Source organism: Aliihoeflea sp. PC F10.4, assembly GCF_054612275.1.
The window spans coordinates 1,313,589-1,334,237 of sequence record NZ_JBTSWH010000001.1 but is presented as its reverse complement, the minus strand read 5'-3'; the positions used below and the strand labels follow the sequence as shown (position 1 = coordinate 1,334,237).

The following is a 20,649-nucleotide window of genomic DNA, read 5'->3' as shown; positions in this document are numbered from 1 at the left end:
CAGGGAAGCGTCACTCATGACAGCGGCTCCTTGTCCGGATCGAGCGGCGCGGCGCCCGGGGCAGTCCGCGTCAACTGACGGGCTTCCTCGTCATCCTCGACGGTGACGCGGTTGCGCCCGGCGAACGCGATGTGGAAGACACTGGCTGCAGCCGCCAGACCCATGACCGCGAGACCGGCATATTTGGTCACGCCCTTCCATGCCTCGACCAGCGGCGAGATGCGCGGATCGTCCGGCAAACCGGCATAGATCGATGGCTTGTCGGCATGATGCAGCACATACATGACGTGCGTGCCTCCAACCCCCGGCGGATCGTAAAGCCCGGCATTGTTGTAGCCCCGCGACTTTAGGTCCTCGATGCGCTCGGCCGCGTGGGCCTTCATCTCTTCCTTTGTACCAAACACGATGGCCTTGGTCGGGCACGCCTTTGCGCATGCCGGCCCCTGGCCGACCGCGATACGGTCGGAGCAAAGCGTGCATTTGTAGGAGCGGTTGTCGACCTTGGAAATGCGCGGAATGTCGAACGGACACCCCTTCACGCAATAGCCGCAGCCGATGCAGTTTTCCTTCACGAAATCGACGACGCCGTTGGAATACTGCACGATCGCGCCCGGTGCCGGACACGCCTTGAGGCAGCCCGGATCGGCACAGTGCATGCAACCGTCCTTGCGGATCAGCCACTCGAGATTGTCCGTCTCCGGATTCACCCATTCGGTGAAGCGCATGAGCGTGAAGGTGTTCGGCGTCAGATCGTGCGGATTGTCGTAGACACCCACATTGACGCCGACTTCCTCGCGCAGATCGTTCCACTCGAGGCACGCCGACTGGCAGGCCTTGCAGCCGATGCACTTCGACACGTCGATGAGCTTGGCGACGGCTTCAAGCTGGCGAGCCGGCTGCGGCACCGAGGATGCGGACCGCCTTATGTAATCCTGCGGCCCCATCTGCATGGCGGTATCCGGCGCGACGGGCGGATTGACGTTAATGGTCATGTCTTGTCCTCCCTTATGCCGTTGCCGGGCCGCTGGACGGCTCGATATTGACCAGAAACGCCTTGAATTCCGGTGTTTCGATATTCGCATCGCCCACGAACGGGGTCAGTGAATTCGGTCCGTTTCCGTTCTTTGCCGCGCCGGTGAACCCCCAGTGCAGCGGAATACCGACGATATGCACCGGCTTTCCGTCGCAGATGAGCGGCTGGATGCGCTTGGTGACCACCGCCTTGGCTTGCACGGAGCCACGCTTCGACCAGACACGGCACCAGCCGCCCTTTTCGATACCCTTCTCCGCGGCAAGTTCTTCCGAAATCTCGACGAAGAATTCCGGCTGGAGAACGGCGTTCACCCACACATGCTTCGTCCAGTAGTGGAAGTGCTCCGTCAGGCGGTAGGAAGTCGCCGCATAAGGGAACTCCGACGCCTCACCGAAGCTGTCACGATCGGATTCGAAGATGCGGGCCACCGGATTGCCCCGGACAGCCGGCGCAATCACGTTGACGACCGGCGATTCGAACGGCTCGTAATGCGCCGGGAAAGGCCCGTCCCGCATCATGCCACGCGTGAACAGTCGCGACTGTCCTTCGGGATTCATGATGAACGGACCGACATCACGTGGATTGGAGGTCGGTGGAATGTCGGGTATGTCGTAGCCCGCCCACTTTTCTCCGTCCCATTCGATGAGCTTGCGCTCGGGGTCCCACGCCTTGCCATCCATGTCAGCGGAGGCGCGGTTATAAAGAATGCGCCTGTTCGCCGGCCATGCGAACGCCCAGTTGAGATAGGCACCGGTCGCATCGGGATCGGAATTATCCCGGCGCGCCATGTTGTTCCCGTTCTGGGTGTAGCAGCCCGAATAAATCCAGCAGCCGGCGGCGGTCGAGCCGTCGTCGCGCAAGGCGGCGAAGCCCGGCACTTGCTGTCCCGCTTCGACCGTAATCGTGTTCGGATCGTTGGGATCGCGCAGCGTCTCGACGGCATAACCGTTGAGTTCGCGGGCAATCTCGTCCGCCGTCGGTTCGCCCGGATCGGCGTAGGGCCAGTGCAGGTTGAGGATCGCGTCCGGAAAGACGCCGCCCTCTTCCCTGTAAAGCTCCTTCAGCTTCAGGTGAATCTGCGCCATGATCCAGGTATCGTGCTTGGCCTGCCCGGGCAGGTTCTGCGCCGGCCAGTGCCATTGCAGCCAACGACCCGAATTGACCAGCGCGCCCTCGTCTTCGGCAAAGCAGCTTGTAGGAAGCTGATAGACCTCGGTCTGGATCGACGCCGAATCGACATCGTTGAACTCGCCGTGATTTTCCCAGAAACGCGAGGTTTCCGTTTCCAGCGGGTCCATGATGACGAGATAGTCGAGCTTCGACAGCGACCGCGTGATCTTGCCACGATCCGGGAAGGACAGAAGCGGGTTGAAGCCCTGGCAGAAATAGCCGTGCATCTGCCCCTGGTCCATCATCTCGAAGGCACGCAGGATGTCGTATGCCGGCAGGTCGAGCTTGGGCAGGTAATCGTAGGCGAAGTCGTTCTGCGCCGTCGCCGCCGAGCCCCACATCGCCTTCATGAAGGAGACGAAGAACTTCGGATAGTTCTGCCAGTAGCTGACCTGGTTGGGCCGGAGCGGCTTGAAGCCGCGTGACGAGATATAGGTCTGATAGTCCACTTCCCGTTCGGTCGGGATATTGAGATAGCCCGGGATCAGGTTGGACATCAGGCCGATATCGGTCAGGCCCTGAATGTTGGAGTGACCGCGAAGGGCATTCATGCCACCGCCGCGCACGCCGATATTACCGAGGATGAGCTGAAGCATCGCCATGGAGCGGATGTTCTGCGAACCCTTGGAGTGCTGCGTCCAGCCAAGCGCGTACATCGACGTCATCGTCTTCGTCGGCGTGGAGCACTCCGAGATCATCTCGGCGACCTTCAGGAACTTGTCCTTCGGCGTGCCGCAAATACGCTCGACCATCTCGGGCGTGTAGACCGCGATGTGGTCCCTCAGCATGTTCCAGACGCAGCGCGGATTCTGCAGCGTCTCGTCCATGACGACGTAGCCGTCCTCGCCGATCTCGTAGTCCCACGTCGTGCGGTCGTATTCGCGCTTTTCCGCGTCATAGCCCGTGAAAAGGCCATCGGAATAGGCGAAGCCTTCCTTGACGATGTAGGCGGCGTTGGTGAAGCCGCGCACGTATTCCCACTGCACCTTGTCGTTATCGATGCAGTATTTGATGACGCCGAGCAGGAACGCGATGTCCGAGCCTTGACGGATCGGCGCGTAATAGTCGGCGACGGACGCCGAGCGCGTATAGCGCGGATCGACGACGACGAGTTTCGCGCCACGGTTGGCTTTCGCCTCCGTGACCCATTTGAAGCCGCACGGATGCGCTTCTGCGGCATTGCCGCCCATGATCACCACAAGATCCGTGTTACGGATATCCGTCCACGAATTCGTCATTGCACCACGACCGAAAGTTGGGCCCAGACTGGACACCGTGGGGCCGTGTCAGACTCTCGCTTGGTTGTCGAAAGCCACAATGCCGGTCGAACGAACGGCCTTATATGTCAAGAACGCGGTTTCGTTGGTCGTGGCCGACGCGGCGAGGAAGCCGGTCGTCGTCCAGCGGTTCACCGGAACGCCATCCATATTGCGTTCGATGAAGTTCGCATCGCGATCCGTCTTCATGTGACGCGCGATGCCTTCGATCGCCTCATCCCACGAAATTTCCTCGAAACGGTCCGAGCCCGGACGACGCACCTTCGGATTCATCAGGCGCGTATCTGCCTTCACGAAGTCGAGCAGAGCCGCGCCTTTCGGGCACAAGGTGCCGCGATTGGTCGGGTGGTCGACGTCGCCCTCAAGGTGCACAGCCTCGGCCGTGCCCTGCTCGAGATCACCCTTCGAATAGATGATCACGCCGCAGGCGACGGAGCAGTAAGGGCAAGTGTTGCGCGTTTCCGTCGTGCCCGCGAGCTTGTATGCTCTCAGCCCTTCGACGAACGCGGCTTCTGCCTCCGAGAAGCCGAAAGCGCCGAGTGTCGTCGCTGCGACACCCGCGCCGGCTCCTTTAAGGAAGCTGCGCCGTGAGATTTCCATATTCATTCGGAGAACCTCCCTCCATATGTTGCCGCCGTGGCGGATTCTTCTGTGTCTCAAAGCTACAGTCGAGCCAAGACGATGTCAAAATATTAAAACATGACAAACGCACTCAAGAATAGTATTGATCAAGTAACGTTTGGTCAGTCTTCTACCGACGGTATAATGATTCCATACTAAAGTGCGAGGAGCAGACCGATATGTTTGATCGAATACAACGCTTGACAAGCCTTGCGCATGGCGGTGGGTGCGGATGCAAGATCGCTCCGTCAGTTCTGAAAGACATTTTGAGCGGAATGCCGGCGGCAGGTCCCTATGCCAATCTTCTGGTCGGCACAGAAACCGCCGACGACGCCGCCGTCTGGGATCTCGACGGCACGACATCGATCATCGCCACGACCGATTTCTTCATGCCGATGGTCGACGACCCCCACACGTTCGGCCGGATCGCAGCGACCAACGCGATTTCCGACATATACGCCATGGGCGGCACGCCGATCTTCGCGCTGGCCATCGTCGGCATGCCGATCGACAAGATGGACCCGGCAGACATCCGCGAGATTTTGGCGGGCGGTGCATCCGTTTGCACCGAAGCCGGCATTCCGGTTGCCGGAGGCCATTCGATAGATTGCCCCGAGCCGGTCTACGGTCTGGCTGTGATCGGCACCTGTCCGACCGCTCAGGTAAAGAAGAACTCCGTCGCAAAACCGGGTGACAGACTGATCCTGACAAAGGCACTCGGTGTCGGCATCTATTCGGCCGCGTTCAAGAAAGAGCAGCTCGGTGCCGGTGCCTACGATGAAATGGTCGCTTCGATGACGCTGCTCAATCGCATCGGCTCCACTCTGGGTGCTGACCCGGCCGTTCATGCAATGACGGATGTTACCGGCTTCGGCATTCTGGGCCATGGGTTGGAAATGGCGCGCGGCGCGGGTGTGAGCGTACGTCTCGATCTGGCGTCCCTTCCCTTTCTCGATGAAGTGACCGCTCTTGCAGAACAGGGATTCGTTACCGGCGCCTCGCATCGCAACTGGAAGAGCTACGCGGACAGCATACGATTGCTTGAAATGGAGGATTGGCGACGTCATCTCCTGACTGACCCTCAAACCTCGGGTGGCCTGCTCGTCGCAGTCGACCCAGCCGCCGCCGACCGCGTTTTGGTGGAGATCCGCACGGCGGGATATCCATGCGCTGCGATCATCGGAAAAATCGAGGCTGGAGATCCCATGGTGGTCGTCACATAAGACGAACGGCAACGAAATCCGGGCTCGCGTGTTTCATAGATCACTGAAATCTGGAGGATGAAATGAGACGTTTGCTTATCGGCTTGCCGCTCGCCGGTGCGATGATGACCGCTTCGATAGCCTATGCACAGACGCCGCCATCGCCGGATACGGCAACAGAACCGCCTGCTGCATCGTCGACCGATGAGCCGGCTGGTGACGCTTCCGATGCGACGCAACAAGACAGCGTTCAGCCGGAGAGGGCCGATTGCGTGGACCTGAGCGAAGGTCAGGCGACGCAGGGCACGACGGACGAAATGCAGACGCGGCTGCGCAGCGATGACGGCGCTGGCGCCGGGACCGAGGCGGCACCTGCGGACGACACGACCGCTCAAACCGAAACGGAAGGACAGGTCAACGCATCGGAAGAAGAAGCGACTTCCGAAACACCTCCTGTGGAAGGCTCGGATTCGGGTACAGCTCCGGGCGGCTCGGGATCGAGCGGCTGGACAGGCGGCCTCGGCGGCTCAGACATAGGCACGAGCCAGTCGGAAGAACTCGAAACGTCGCCTGCGCCGGAGCCACCTGCCGTCGCTTCGGGGCTTGATCCCATTAGCGGCGAAACCGCCGTCGAAGGACCGCAGGCCCCGCCGCCTCCCCCTGCCGACGACACGGCGGCAACTCCGACGACCGACGATGCACAGGCTGCGCTCGACTGCTGACCACCGATTTCGCTCACCGGCGAAGTCAGATAATCGGAGATCGCCCGCGCCGGATAATGCGCGGGCGACGACGTTTTTACACTATGTCAACCGTATCTGCACTTAGCGCCGTCGAGCTTTGACAGCCATTTCCCATCGTGCATGATGATTTCAATCGCAGAAGACATCACTTGGCTGACGCCGATTAACGAACGCGGAAGTGACCTGCGCCGATGGAGCGGATTTCGGAGATCGCGAACACCGTGATCATGCCTGGTGCTTTGGCATTTTATGATGCCGCACTCTCGGCGATCTTCGAAAAGCCGGTCAGCGCCGTCATTCTTTTCGCGATTGCCGCCCTCGCGGCTGCTTTGGCGCGAAGCTTTCTCATTCTGGCAGCGACATGCGCGGTCGCACTACTCGCGCTTTTGGCAGGCAGCGATACGGATGCGTCCGCGCAAGTGATCGCAACAGTTTTGGGCATCGTTTCGCTGGCGATATTGTGTGTATGGACGCTAGCCATTCGCGAACGCTTTTCGCGCATGAAGGCAAAGCTGAATTCCGCTCTGGCGGAAAACGTCGCAACGAAGGATATGTTGGACCGCGAGATCGCCTGGCGTAAGGCTGCGGACGAAAAATCGCCCGCGAGATTGCCATTCTAAGGGCCAACCAAATTGCCGGTCAGGAAATCCATTCCCGGCTGCCGCCATGCGTCGCCATATTCGCCTGCGCCGCCAGAACGACTTCCGTGCGATTTCGTGCATTCATCTTCTGCATCAAGATGGTCATGTAATGCTTGACCGTCTTTTCGCTTATCGCAAGGCGCGATCCGATTTCCTTGTTGGTTTTTCCATGCAAAAGAAGCTTCAGAATTTGTTCTTCACGCAGGCTGAGACGCAGATTTGCAGGCTTGCGGCTGGCGATCGAAGCCATGCGCATCGCATTGATCACCGACATCGCAAGACTGTGCGTGATGAAAATCTCTCCGCGCGCAACGCAGCGGATAGCATCGACAAGCTGCTCACCGGTACTCGTCGAAAGGATATAGCCGGCAGCGCCTGCCTCTAGAACCTTTACTGCACCGGCGACTTGCGTCGAGCTGGTCATGAGCACCAGCTTCGATTTGCAAGCTTTCTGGATGCTTTGGCGGATGAGGGCATTATCCTCTCCCGCCAGACGCCCACAGACGATGACAACGCAATCGTGAGCGTCAGGCGATGACAGAAAAGACTGGAGATCATCGGCAGAACGACCTGAGCCGATAATGGCCAGATCGGAACAACTGTCCAACTCTGCCTCCAAACCGCGCAACCGGATCGGCTGATCATCGAAGAACGCTACACGCGTTGTCATCTGGAATGCCCCGCTCGCTCCCTTTCACATACAATAGCCACATCCGAGCAAGTCGTAAACGAATTATTTACTGCATTAGTTAATCGACACCGCATCGATGACGCTTGAGCGAATGTAAATCGGCGCCGATAAACATTGCACTGCAAAAAGGGAACAAATTCCTTCCGCTTCAAGACCGCAAAGATAGCCGCGCTCTTTAGAATTTTGCTTGGACGCTTTTATCGATATTCGACCGAGCGGTCGGTTGGAACCTCCACGCTCAGGCTGTCCCGATCGATCTTTGCGCCAATCCGCACGGATTTAGTTGCCCATATTTGAAAAGATAGATAAATTGTATCAAGTAATCGATGTGCTAAACGGTTGAGCGCGTTATTCTTCTTCGTTCCGCAGTCGCGATATGTAGCGACATGCCTTCAAGGGGGTCACCATGGCGGGGGATTTCGGGATATTCCGGTCCAGAAACGGTCATCGCGGCCGGACGTCCGTCTCTGTCGAAAAGGACGGCCGTCCCAACGAAACGAGAACCCAGCTTCAACAAAAAATACTGACGGAGATTATGGTCACGTCGTCATGTCACCCTGATGGCACCATTTATCCATGTCCCGCAGGTATTGAGGACGCTGTCCTCGATGTCATGTTCAAGGAAAACCTGCTTGTCGGCGTACCGATTGACGAACTGGTGATCCGCTCTTTCGACTTATTGATGAATGAAGACGAGCCGTCTGCCAGAGAGCAACTGATACGGATGCGTCAAAGGCTTCTGATCGCGATGGCCGCCGTCGATGATCGGCTACGGACAGGACCGGAGTCGACGGCTGGCGGACTGCATTCCTGAAGCAGACTTCACGAATACGGTCCGTACAAATCCGCAACCACCATTTCAACGGAACTGGCAGCCCCGCACCAGCGGAGGTCCTTGATTACCGCTCGCGAAGTGCGCGTTCGAACTGGTCCGTAAGCGGCTTGGCCAGATAGGACAAGGCGGTTCTCGGCTCCGTTTCCACGAATGCCTCCACCGGCATTCCGGGGATCAGTGCCTTTCCATCGAGCTTTATGATTTCGCTATGCTCGATTTCGACGTCTGCCAGATAGTAGATTTCGCCCGTGGCGGTGTCGCGCGTCGTTGCCGGCGAAACATGTTGGACGGTCGCCTCAAGTTCGGGCGTCGTACGCTGATTGAAAGCGGAAAACCGCAATCGTGCCGCCTGCCCTGCGGCAACCTGGTCGATCTGCGCCGGCGCGATCTTCGCTTCGATCTTCAGGCGCGCGTCGAGCGGGACGATCGTCGCCAATATCTCTGCCGGTGTGATGACCCCGCCAATCGTATTGACGTTGAGCTCGTTGATCGTTCCGGCGATCGGCGCTTTGATGTCCGTGCGGGTAAGCCGGTCCTGCGCAGCCGTCTTGCGTTCGCGAAGCTCTGCCAGGCGCGTTTCGACAACGGACAATTCGCGCTGGGCTTCTGTGCGCGCGTTCTCGTCGATCGCGATGATTTGAAGCCGCACTTCGCTCATCCGGGCCTTGGCGCGCGCGATCGCCGCGTCGATCTCACCGCTTTCGCCCCTCAAACGTGCGCGGTCCCGCGCGCCGGCTGAAGCCCGCGAGCCCTCGACAAGCCCCTTGTCGGCCAGGCCCTTGATCTTCGAATACTCGTCCTCGACCAGAACGAGCTCGTCGTCCTTGGCAAGCTGTTGCGATCTGAGGCCCGTAATCTCCTCGCCGATCTGCGTAATCGAGAGTTCGAGTTGCTGCTTTTGGCTTTCACGATGCGAGCGGTTGCCGGTGAAGAGACGCATTTCGCCCCTGATCAGCAATTTCACCGCCGGATCGTCCTGATCGAGAATCTCGTCCACGATCATCGTGCCCTCACCGTCGCGTTCGGCGAACAGGCGCGCGCGACGCACGGCAAGCTCGTCGATCTGAGTTTTGAGGATGGCGATTTCCGCGCGTGTTTGCGCGTCTTCCAGGCGGATGAGAACATCGCCTTCGCGTACCAGATCGCCCTTTCGCACATTGATGAACGAGACGATGCCGCCGTCGCGGTGTTGTATGCTTTTCAGATCCTGATCGACGGCGACGATGCCCTGCGCGATCACGGCGCCGGAAAGTTCGGCGGTCGCGGCCCAACCGCCGACGCCGCCGATCAGAAGCGCTCCCAGCGCTCCGCCTGCCAACATGCGACCGCGCAAAAGATAGCCAGTTTTCTTTTTGCCATTTGCCTGAGGTGCCATGTTCATTGTCCCCCTTGTTGCGCTTACGCGGTTTCGACCATCACGAGAACGTGCCGCCCATCGACGATGATCGTCGTCTCAAAGAAATCGTCGCGATTGAAGTCGGCCTCGATGATTGTCTTCATCCGCCCGTCTACGTCCTCGATCCGGGAACGAACGGAAAAATCGTCTTCGTCTACCCGCTTGCCGTAGACCTGCTTGAATTGATCCTCGAGATTGTCGAACACCTTCTCGAACAGGTCGTACTTGTCCATGCGGATACGGTCGCCGGCCTTGAAGTCGTTGATCTCGAAGATGCGAACCTGTTCGGTCTGCTCATGTGGTGCGAGAAATTCGAACACGTTCTCGCCGGCACCGCCATAAAGAGCGACCTCATCCGAGCCGACGATGAAATGGTCGTCACCAGCACCGCCGATGATCGTCTCGAAGCCGGAAATGGTGTCGCAGCCGATCTCGATGCCGCTCGCCTGGCCTTTTTCGAGATCGATCAGGAGATCGTCGGTCGCCGTGGAATAATCCAGCGTGTCGCAACCCTCGCCGCCGTCATAGATATCGTTCGCGCCGTCCATGGCCGCAATGACGACATCGTCGCCCGCACCTGCAATGATGACGTCGCTACCCGCGCCGTCCTCGATTATGTCGTCACCATCGCCGGCCTCGACATGATCGTCACCGGCTCCCGCCACGATATGATCGTTGCCGGTGCTGCCGGTTATGATGTCGTTGCCCGCGCCCGCGATTATTTTTTCGAAATTGGAAATCGTGTCGTCGCCGATTTCCTGGCCGGCGGCGGTGCCTGCTTCCATGTCGATCGCGAGATGGAACTGGGCAAGCGAATAGTCGAGCGTGTCGTATCCGGCACCGCCGTCATAAATGTCGTCCGCGCAATCCATCGCCGCGAGCACAGTATCGTTACCCGCGCCCCCGTAGACGATATCCCTGCCCGCTCCGTCAGAGAGGAAATCGTCACCGGCCCCGCCATCGAGCAGGTCGTCGCCCGCTCCTCCGAAAAGCCGATCATTTCCGGCCCCGCCGTAAAGCCTGTCATTGCCGGCACCGCCGTCCAGATGATCGTTTCCGGCATCGCCATAAAGGGCGTCGTTGCCGGCCCCGCCGAAAAGCATGTCGTTGCCGTTACCGCCCGAGAGGAAATCGTCGCCATCTTCTCCGTGAAGGATGTCGTCGCCGTCTTCGCCGAAGATGCGATCGTTGCCTTTTCCACCCCACACGATATCGTTGCCCCGCCCGGCGAAAATCACGTCGTCGCCGCTTCCGCCAAAGATCGTGTCGTTTCCGTCGCCGCCCCAGATGCGGTCATTGCCGGCTCCGCCATGGATGACATCGTCGCCACCATGTCCCTCGATGATATCGTCGCCGCTCCCGCCCTCGATATCGTCCGCGCATCGCGTGCCGATGATCGTGTCGTCACCATCCGTGCCGGCGAACCAGCCACGCTCCAGAACATTGAAATGCGCGGTCTGGACGATGGAATGAAAACCGTCCGTGATGGTGTAGGTCAAAGTCACGGGGCCGTATCCGTAGGGAGCGGCCTGAAATGTCCAGCCGAACGCTTCTCCCTTCAGGATGCCGCTCGACGCCGTGACCCCAGTGATCGACAGAACATCCCCATCTGGATCGCTCGCACCCCTCAGAAGATCCAGAAAGCCGATCGCCAAAATTGCACAGGCGGTTATGTCGTAGAGTTGGACAGGCCCATTGACGCGTGGAGGTCGGCGGACCGGATCGACGTCATCGTCTTTGTCGCATGGTCCGCCCGTGCCCGGCCCCGCACAAACAGGGTCTTCCGGATCCGTCTGATTGCCGGGATTGTTGGGCTCCGAACCGTCATCCGGCCCCGGGTCGGTGCCGGGTCCCGGATTGTTCGTACCGGGATAAGAAGGGTTTCCCGGCTGCGGGCTGCCTGACGACGAGCCGGGCATATTGTCGTTCGTTGCGCGAACGCTTTGACGGTACGGCTCGACAAGATTGAATGCGTCGACATCCACCTCTGGCAAAAAGAAATCCACGTCCGGCGACTGTATGAACTGGAATTTGGCCGGCGGCTGAAGCGGGATGAGCTTGCTTCCGCTGAAAATCCCAGGCCCCGGATCCGCCCCGACAGTTCCCGTCGTCATCTCTTCCTGCGGAGCGAAGGGCTGCGAGGCCAGTTCGATTTCGGCGACCTGGGGGGCGTCCAATTCCGGTTCGCGCAGCGGAGCATCCTCCTCGACCGGTCGCGACCAGCCGGGGAAGATGGACTTGAGGTAAAGGCCAAGCCCCATGAGCATCAGGAACAAGGCATAAGGCGTTTTAGACTTCTCATATCCGTTCTTCAGAACGTAGGCCTGTGCCGGATTGGAGGCGGATGCGCCTTGTGACTGTGAGCCTTTGACGGTGATCATCATGCCAACACACGCGCCGAAACACGGGCGCGAGCCTCCTTGTGCTGGGGTTGGGAACCTGGATCGCTCTTCGGCTGCCCGATAATCTCGTCGCGCGGACCGAATGCGGCGAGTTTGCCGGACTGGATCACCGCGATCATGTCGACTGCGGCCAGCGCACTGGGGCGATGCGCGACGACGATCGCGATGCCCCCACGCGCCTTGACGGACTGGATAGCCTCGGTAAGAGCCGCTTCCCCTTCGGCGTCGAGATTGGAATTCGGCTCGTCGAGCAGAACGAGGAACGGCTCTCCGTAAAGCGCTCTGGCCAGACCGATACGCTGACGCTGTCCGCCAGAGAGAGCCATGCCCTGCGGTCCAAGAGCTGTGTGGTAGCCGTCCGGCAGGCGCACGATCATCTCGTGAACACCGGCCGCGCGCGCCGCGGAGACGATCGAGCGTGGCTCGGCTTCCGGATCGAGCCTTGCGATATTCTCCTGAATATCGCCGTCGAGCAGCGCGACATCCTGAGGCAGGTAGCCCATATGGCGGCCAAGCGCTTCCGGGTCCCATTGTGTCAGTTCGGCTTCGTCGATGCGAACCGCGCCGCGTACGGACGGCCATATGCCTGTCAAAGCCCGCACCAGCGTAGTTTTGCCGCCGCCGGACGGACCGATGATGCCCAGAGCCTGCCCCGCCTTGATCTCGAAGGACACGTCGCTGAGGAGAACGCGGCCGGAACCCGGCGCGGCGACGGTAATGCCTTCGACGCGCAGCGAAGAGGTCGGAGCCGGCAACGGCATCTGCGGTTGCGCGTCGGCAAGCGCGATCACCGTTTCCTTGAGGCGTGAGAAAGCGGCGCGGGCAGCAACCACGCTCTTCCAGTTGCCGATCGCCAGATCGATCGGTGCCAGCGCGCGGGCGGAAGCGACCGACGCGGCGATGATCGCGCCCGGCGACAACTCGCCCAGAATGGTCAGGTATGCACCAAGTCCGAGAACGGCCGATTGCAAAATCATGCGCAGAACGCGCGACAATGCGCCGAACGTTCCAGAAATGTCATTGGTGCGGGTCTGCAGGTCCAGATGATCGTCATTGGCGCGGGAAAAACGCGTGACCGCGCGCCGCGAAAATCCCATGGCCTTCACGATATCGGCATTTCGCGCATTCGAATCCGCGATCGTGTTGCGCGTGACCAGCGCCTGATGGGTCGAACTCGACAACCGGCGCGTGAGCAGTTCGGTAACGAGCGTAATGATCGTCAACAGCACCGCGCCGCCGAGCGTCAGCGCGCCGAGAAGCGGATGCAGCAGATAGACGAAGATCAGGAACACCGGCACCCAGGGAAGGTCGAACAGCGCGACCGGTCCCTGGCTACCAAGAAATCCGCGAACCGTATCCACGTCGCGGCCGCGCTCCAGCGCCTCGGTGGTCGAGAAGCCGAAACGCGGCATGTCGATCGCCACCTCATGCGCCAGTGGCGCGATGCGTGCGTCAAGACGCGCGCCGACCCGAACCAGTATCTGCGAACGGATGACGTCGAACACGCCCTGAAAGACATAAAGCCCGATCGCCAGGATCGAAATCGCTGCCAGAGTGGGCATGGAGCCACTCGTCAGCGCGCGGTCGTAAATCTGCAACATATAGAAGGCGCCGGTCAGCGCCAGGATGTTGATGATGCCCGAGACCGTGAACAGATAGAATACGATTCCCCGGAACCCCTTGGTAAGCTCTTCCGCCTTGCGCCGTGCGGCGGCGGATTTCGTTGCCTTGCTCATCGCCTTTTCCCCCAATCAAACCCGACCAGACCAGACCTTGGCTCCCGCCGCGTTTTCACGACGGGAGCTGCTGGTTTCTAGAGGTGGAAATCGCTCTCGGTCAGATTGTGAGACCCCTTGATCGCGAACTTGTAGTCGGCCTGATCGCCACCGGTCGTGTTGAGGTGGACGATCGTATAGTCGCCGTCTTCACGGGCCTCGTAGCTCACGATCAACTGTCCGCGGCCGGTAAACGCATCTCCCGTCACCAGTTGGAATGACTGGTTGCCAGCAGCGCAGGCGTCTGCATCGGCCATCGACAGATCGATGCGGTCGCCAGGCTCGAAGCCGAGGATCACGTCTCCGTCCGCGTCGGATGCGGAAAGGAACCGGAAGGTGTCCTGCCCTGCCCCGCCATCCATGATGTTCACCGCCTTGTTGGCCGTGATCGTGTCGTTGCCCGACCCGGTGATGATGTTTTCGAAGCCCCAGATCGTGTCATTGCCGGTCTGGACCGAGTACACCGATCCGCGTCCCATGAAGCCGGTTCCAAGATCGGCGACGATGTCTGCGGTGATCGTCGACATGTCGAGCGTATCGTTGCCGCTGTCGCCGTTCCCGTCGCCGCCGTAATAGACGTCGTCTCCATCACCGATCTGCGCCACCACGATATCGTCACCCGCCCCGGCGAACACGATGTCGTTGCCCGCTCCGCCATTGATGTAGTCGTCGCCAGCCCCGCCATAGATGCGGTCGTCTCCTGCATCGCCGAAGAGCGTGTCCTTGCCGGCCCCGCCGAAGATTTCGTCGTTTCCGGCACCTCCATGGATGGTGTCGTTGCCGTCTTCGCCGAAGAGATAGTCGTTACCGTCACCGCCCAGAATGACGTCGCCGCCAGCCCCGCCGAGGATCGTGTCGTCCCCGCCATGTCCGATCAGCGTGTCGTTGCGCGCCGTTCCGATGAGAACGTCTGCCGCAGCGGTTCCGATCTGATGCGAAGGGCCGGAAGTTGCAGGCGGTGGCGCGGTCGTGCCGTCATCGCCATCGCAACGATCGTCATCATCATCATCATCATCATCGTCGTCATCGTCATTGCCGATGGGCGACGTGTCATCATCATCGTCATCCTCGTTGCCGACCGATGGCGTATCGTCATCATCGTCATCGTCGGAGTTGTAGCCTTTGCTAGCAAAGGCCGGCGCGCCGAAGAACGTAACGCTGTGGCCATCGCTCGTGATCGTCGTGCTGCCGTCCTCATTGGTAACGTTGGTGTAGTCTTCGATGGTCTTTCCTTCGGAGAGTTCCACAACGTCCTGCGGACGCATCATGCCGATGATCGTGTCGTTGCCGCCATTGCTCTTGAACACGACACGATGCGCGGATTGCAGCGCGGAGATGTCGACCGTATCGTCCGCCTCGCTGCCTTCCAGCGTGATCGTGCTGTAAGCTAGGCTTGTCGAGCCGAAATCGCCGTGCGGCGTGAACGTGTCGCCGCCGCCACGACCGTCGATGACGATCTCCTCGATATTGTCGAGTTCGGCGATCACCACGCCATTGCGGGTAATGACGATTTCGGTCAGCGCGTTTTGAATGGCAATTCCTGCGGCCAATGCCGCGGCACGGCTGTATATGTCGTAGGTCTCTGCCGTCGCATCGCCGGCAATATGCAGCGTGTCGGTTCCCAACCCGCCATCGACGAAATCGCGACCATCTCCAGCACGCCAGAGTATCAGGTCGTTGCCGGCACCACCATTGATGGTATCGTTTCCTGCGCCGCCGACGAGGATGTCATTGCCCGCGCCACCATTGAGCGTGTCGTTCCCGCCAAGGCCGAGCATGAAGTCACGGCTTCCGGTCTGGGTGCCGCCATTGAGTGTCTGGCCGGCATTGCTGCTCTGACGAAGCGTGTAGTCGACCCCGCCGAACCGCAGCTGCTCAATGGAGATTAACGTGTCGGTGCCCTCGGCGCCGGACATGTCGATCACCTGCAACTGGCCGCTGCCATTGAGGGCGAAATTGAAATTATGGATGTTGCCGGCATAGACAGCGGTATCGGTTCCGCCCGCTCCATTCAGTACGTCGTTGCCGCCATTGCCCTGCATGACGTCGTTTGCGCCAAATCCAAGCACGCCACTGGTGCCGTTGGCGATATCGTCGCCCGCAGTTCCAACGAAACTATTGTCGGCAAAGGGGATGCCGTTCCAGTTCGCACCCACGACGAGCGTTGGCTCCGAGAACAATATCTCCTGATGTCCGTCATTATCGGTGTAGCTGACGCGCAGCCGGAGGATGTCTCCGACCTGACCACCAATACCCAAGATACCGTTGTTCGGCGTGAAGTTTGCGCCCGTAGCGCCAAGTATGTTTGTCCATGTCTGGCCACCATTGCTGGAAACCTGCCACTGGAAGGCATAGGCGTTTGCGCCGGCCGGAAGCCCGTTTGCATCCTGGATCTGCGTTAGGCTGCTCGTCAGTTGCTGCCCCTGTGTCGGTGACACCAGCCCGTTCGTCGGAGTCGGATCGACGATGATCGGTAGCCCCGTTGCCGGGCTGTTGACCAGACCGGCAGTGTTGACGATGCCGTCGGCAAACATGAGCCTTTCGATGTTGTAGAGCGTGTCCGTCCCGTCGGAGGTGCGATTGTTGCCGGTTATCGGATCGACGGCTCCGGCGGTCTGGGTGACATGCCGGACAATGATCGATCCGTTGGCGCCGCTCGTGATCTCGTAATTGGCGCGAACATCCCAGTAGAAGGCGGTGTCCACACCGCTGTTGTCCCAGAAGATTTCGCGCTGGATCGAGAGCGCGCCCGGGTTGACCGTGCGATCCAGCATCAACGAGTCGAGCGTTCGTCCCGCGAACTGCGTCGCCAGCCCACTCACATTCCCCTTTGCCGCGACATACTCATCTTCAAGCCAGACCTTGCCGGCCATCGAGTCGGCGGTATAGGCGACACCGTTCAAGTCGAAGCGGATGCGTGCATTGAGCCAGGCATCGCCATCAATGACGTCGTCGCCGCCGCGACCCTCGATCAGATCGCTTCCGCCGCCGCCGAGGAGGACGTTACCGCCGTCGAAGATCATCTTCGACTGGCCGGACCCATCCGCCCAATATTCGCCCATTCGCATCATGTCAGGGGTGATGATCTGGTCGAGTCCCCGGATACGGTCGATACCCGCCTGATCCAGTTCATTGTGCTTGAAATTGCCTTCGGGGGTCGGATCGGCAACGACCGGCACACCCTCTTCTTCTACGCTGGTGCGGTCGTCGCCGCGCAATACGTCATCGTTCTTCCAGCCGGAGAGCGCTTCGACCTGGCTGTACCGGTCGCGTAAGACTTCAAGAGGAATAGTTGGGAAGACCGGGAAATTCATATCGGCATTGGCGCCACTGGACTGCCCCTTATGGGTAACCCAATCGTGGCCCCACATCCCGATGAACTTCTGAATGCCCTCGCCGGCGAACATGATGTCGTCGCCCGAATCCGCATCGTAATCGGTGTCGCCGGACCCGCCGTTCAAAACGTCATGGCCGATGATCGTCGAGTTGAAGAAAAGCTCGCCATTGTCGCCTGCGATATATTCGAAGCCGCCGGCGCCCTCGATCCAATCGTTGCCCTCATTGCCGAAGAGCATGTCGGCGCCGTTGCCACCCATGATGAAGTCGTTGTCGGTGCCGCCCCGGATTTCCGACCCATCCGGGCCGGTCATCAGAAAGTCCTGACCCGAACCGCCAAAGATCAGCGCCATGCCGGAACCGCCATGGATCACGTCATTGCCGGCCTCGCCGTGCAGCATGTCGGTTTCACCGATATCGGTACCGGCATTGACGATGATGTCGTCGCCATTGCCGCCCATGATCTTGTCGACGCCGTAGCCGGCCTCGATGTAGTCATCGCCGTCGAAGCCCCAGACGGTATCGTCGCCTCCCCCTGCGATAATGTAGTCGTTGCCTGTGGTACCGGCGATGACCACGTGATCCGCCCCGTTGTAGCGGATGAAGTTCGCGTAGAAGGGGTCCGCAGGCGTGCCGCGCTCAACGAGCGGACCGAGCGCCTGAAGCATCGGGTTGTCATGCTGAGGGTCTGCCAGGCCGGTCATGGCCAGTTGCTTGGCGTAGTCCACATAAAGCACGTGATCGGGCGTGGAGAACACGTCTCCGGGCAGCGCATAGCCGGTCTCATAAAGATCGGTGGTGCGCATGATGATCTTGGCGAGCGAGTTGTTTTCCAGCTCGGTCAAGAGGTTCAGGCCCTGCACGCGCGACAGGTAATAGAAGCGATCCGCGTGCTGGAGGTTCTCCATCTGCAATTCGAAGATGAAGGCGAAGGTCGAACCCAGCATGCCGCCGAACGGCATTTTCTTTTCGGCAAGACCACCGACCCAAAGATCGACATTGTCGAGACCGCCCTTGTTGTCGGCGTAAATGCCCCGGCCATTGATGAAATCGGCCCGGTCCGCGGGCGCGTCGGTACCGCCGAACACCAGAGCCATCGCGGCGTCGCGCTTGGCTTCGAGGGTCGTCGCGCCGGTTATGGTCGCATGCGTACCGTAGGCCGCAATGAAGTTGACGATCGATTCCGGGTTCTTGAGATTGACCGCGAAATCGATCCAGCTTTCGTACGGCTTCAGCTGGGTGTCGCCGCCTGCCATAGCCATGAACTGTTCGCGCGCCTCGTTCAGCGTCGGCATGCCGGTATCGCGGCCGCGTGCAATGTTGATGGCGGCCAGATCGAGCGGAATGCCGACAAGCTGGTTGCGCAGCACGTTCGTCACGAACTCGTCGATCTCGTTACCGATCTGCGATGTCATTCCGCGAATGATCGCTCCAGCGGCAAGATCCTGATCGACCGTGTGTCCGTCAGGCGTCACGGAGCCGAAGGCGAGCGGATTGAGGAAGGCGTCGAACAGATCGAGATCGGAGCGCGTTCCATCGGCATTGATACGGTCGACGGTCTCGTTCAGCATCGAGTGGCCGAAGCGATAGACGACGTGAGCGAACTCGGCGAAGATCGCCGGGTCGATATCGACATCGGGCTGAACCATGAAGACGTCGATGTCGGGCTGCACCTTGCGGGCGAATTCCTCGAAGACGAGATGCTGATACTGCATTTCGGTCGAAAACCGCGCCGCCTGAAACAGCCGTTCGCCATCCCAGTTCAATCCGTCGACGCTCGACGGAACGCTGGTCACGTCGGTCAACAACCACTCGTTGATGAACGCCAGATCACCCGAAGCGAGGATTACCGCCTTGGTATGCTCGACGAGACGATTGTGTTCGGCGTGGAAGACGAAGTGAACCGTCGTCAAACCGATATTCTCGTTACCGCGACCATCGCCAGTGATGTAGTGCGCGTCGAGCAGCTCGTTATCATAGGCAGTTTGCTGTCCACGTACATTTACGCCGCCGCTATAGCCGACAGCATCGTCATCGTCCTGTTGCAGGACGCCATTGAGCAACACAGGCACCGCTGAATGCGCGATGTCGTCGAGGAAGGCGTTGTCGATACGAACAGCGCCTGCAAGGCTGACGGGGGCGTCCGGCGTGCCGGAGATGACGACATCGTCGGCCGTGTTCGGAATGCCATCAGCGCCAAGGCCTGTGACGACCTGCGCGAAGCCGGTCACCGGGTGCGGAATGAACTTGCCGTAAGCATCGGTAAGGATCAGCGGAACGGCAAAAACATCGGCATCGGTAAGTTCGATGCCCAGCATCTCGCGAGCCTGAGCTTTGACGTCGGCCCATGTCGCCAGACCGCCGCCCTGACCTTCGAGAAGATGACCGGTTGCGACCGGGCGACCGTTGGCATCCAGCTCGTACTCACGAAGGAAGACCTGATGCGACGCATGCGAGGTGTATGTCTGGTTTTGATCGACCCAGGGAGTCGTGACGTTGGCAGCCCCGTCGCCAATCGTAGCACGTGTCATGACCATAAAATTGGTATGCGGCGAGGCCGGATCGTAGAGCGGGTCATCCGGCTGCAGCGGAATGTAGACCGTGCCGTGGCCGCCTTTCTTGACCAGATCGAGCCCATGGTCGAAGAACTGGCCGAACAACGTGAACCACGCATTGTAAGGTGCCGACAACCCTTCGTCGGGCGACACGTTGGGAAGAAGGACTGTCGGACCGTCCATCTGGATGCCCAGATCGTCCAGCAGCGCATCGAGCGCACCGGCATCCTCCACGGCGGCGTCACGTACGGCAATCGCCTCTGCCTGGGCCGTCTGCGCGTCTGCGAGCGCTGCCAGAAGCGGCGGGAGATCGGCCGGGTCGCTTACATCTGCGATTGCCTGAAGAGCGGCGGCGACATCGGCCTGCGCGTCGAGCACTCCCTGCTCCGCTTCAGCAAGAGCGGCCTGAGCGGGAGCGTGAGCGACAAAAGCGGCCCGGACCTGACCAACGCCGTCGAAGATGTCAGCCTCGGAATGCCCGGCATGGCGTAGCGCCGCGGCGATCGCAGCCGGATTGGCAAGCGTCTGATCGACGATCAGGTTCGAAATGATGCGCGGATCGGCGTCTACGACCGTTCCCGGCTGGATCGATGGAGGCGTTATTCCGCCATCCGCGCCGGGCGTGTAGTCGTTCTGCCCATAGTTGATGGCTCCATTGCCGAAAGAGATGTTTCCCGTGCCAGAGCGCCAGGACGCTTCCGTCAAAAGAGCGAAAGGCTGACCCGAAGCACCCCACTGCTCGCGGCCGGGCAACAGATTGTTGTAGCTGCCGTCAACCGTGCGCAAGCCCGAAGGCAGCAACGGGCTGTCGATAAGTTCCGTCAATGGCGTGCCTGCCGCATGCGCCTCGGCGATCTTGATTTGCTTGAGAATGAATTCCAGGTCGTGACGAACGAGCGTAACCATGACTGTCTCCCCTTGATCCCCTGATCGGGACGCCGGCGGATTTGCCGCGCAGTCCCACATGGCCTG

11 protein-coding genes are annotated in these 20,649 nt (G+C 60.0%); 4 read left to right on the top strand and 7 right to left on the bottom strand.

From position 1 onward, the window contains the following. Positions 1-14: 14 nt before the first annotated feature. Complete coding sequence (gene fdxH, locus ACX82Z_RS06540) at positions 15-992, bottom strand: formate dehydrogenase subunit beta (RefSeq protein ID WP_459587389.1); 978 nt, start codon at positions 990-992, stop codon at positions 15-17. A 13-nt stretch (positions 993-1,005) separates the two neighbouring features. Further along, a complete protein-coding gene (gene fdnG, locus ACX82Z_RS06535; protein ID WP_459587387.1) occupies positions 1,006-4,086 on the bottom strand; it encodes a formate dehydrogenase-N subunit alpha in 3,081 nt (1,026 codons plus the stop codon). A gap of 194 nt (positions 4,087-4,280) precedes the next feature. Here fdnG and selD point away from each other — a divergent pair, with 194 nt between their 5' ends. From selD to ACX82Z_RS06520, 3 genes are all read left to right on the top strand, one after another. Next, a complete protein-coding gene (gene selD / locus ACX82Z_RS06530) occupies positions 4,281-5,324 on the top strand; it encodes a selenide, water dikinase SelD (RefSeq protein WP_459587385.1) in 1,044 nt (347 codons plus the stop codon). A 62-nt stretch (positions 5,325-5,386) separates the two neighbouring features. Next, a complete protein-coding gene (locus ACX82Z_RS06525) occupies positions 5,387-6,025 on the top strand; it encodes a hypothetical protein (protein WP_459587384.1) in 639 nt (212 codons plus the stop codon). A 212-nt stretch (positions 6,026-6,237) separates the two neighbouring features. Next, the gene (locus ACX82Z_RS06520; RefSeq protein WP_459587382.1) at positions 6,238-6,666 is read left to right on the top strand and encodes a hypothetical protein; all 429 of its coding nucleotides are present in this window, start codon (positions 6,238-6,240) and stop codon (positions 6,664-6,666) included. Positions 6,667-6,685: 19 nt separating this feature from the next. Here ACX82Z_RS06520 and ACX82Z_RS06515 read toward each other — a convergent pair whose 3' ends face one another. After that, complete coding sequence (locus ACX82Z_RS06515) at positions 6,686-7,111, bottom strand: LuxR C-terminal-related transcriptional regulator (RefSeq protein WP_459587380.1); 426 nt, start codon at positions 7,109-7,111, stop codon at positions 6,686-6,688. A gap of 673 nt (positions 7,112-7,784) precedes the next feature. Here ACX82Z_RS06515 and ACX82Z_RS06510 point away from each other — a divergent pair. Continuing rightward, positions 7,785-8,192 carry a hypothetical protein gene (locus ACX82Z_RS06510; RefSeq protein WP_459587379.1) on the top strand — a complete coding sequence of 136 codons (408 nt, stop codon included), beginning with the start codon at positions 7,785-7,787 and terminating at the stop codon, positions 8,190-8,192. An 85-nt stretch (positions 8,193-8,277) separates the two neighbouring features. On the opposite strand, the gene ACX82Z_RS06505 is transcribed toward ACX82Z_RS06510, so the two are convergent. The 4 genes from ACX82Z_RS06505 to ACX82Z_RS06490 all read right to left on the bottom strand — a co-directional run bounded on the left by ACX82Z_RS06505 (position 8,278) and on the right by ACX82Z_RS06490 (position 20,583). After that, on the bottom strand, positions 8,278-9,588 hold the full coding sequence (locus ACX82Z_RS06505) for an HlyD family type I secretion periplasmic adaptor subunit (RefSeq protein ID WP_459587377.1): 1,311 nt from the start codon (positions 9,586-9,588) through the stop codon (positions 8,278-8,280). A gap of 23 nt (positions 9,589-9,611) precedes the next feature. Then, positions 9,612-11,993, bottom strand: coding sequence for a calcium-binding protein (locus ACX82Z_RS06500; protein ID WP_459587375.1), 2,382 nt, complete (start codon positions 11,991-11,993; stop codon positions 9,612-9,614). Then, on the bottom strand, positions 11,990-13,747 hold the full coding sequence (locus ACX82Z_RS06495) for a type I secretion system permease/ATPase (RefSeq protein ID WP_459587373.1): 1,758 nt from the start codon (positions 13,745-13,747) through the stop codon (positions 11,990-11,992). The genes ACX82Z_RS06500 and ACX82Z_RS06495 overlap by 4 nt, the downstream gene beginning before the upstream one ends. Before the next feature lie 77 nt (positions 13,748-13,824). Next, on the bottom strand, positions 13,825-20,583 hold the full coding sequence (locus ACX82Z_RS06490; protein ID WP_459587371.1) for a peroxidase family protein: 6,759 nt from the start codon (positions 20,581-20,583) through the stop codon (positions 13,825-13,827). Positions 20,584-20,649 lie beyond the last annotated feature (66 nt).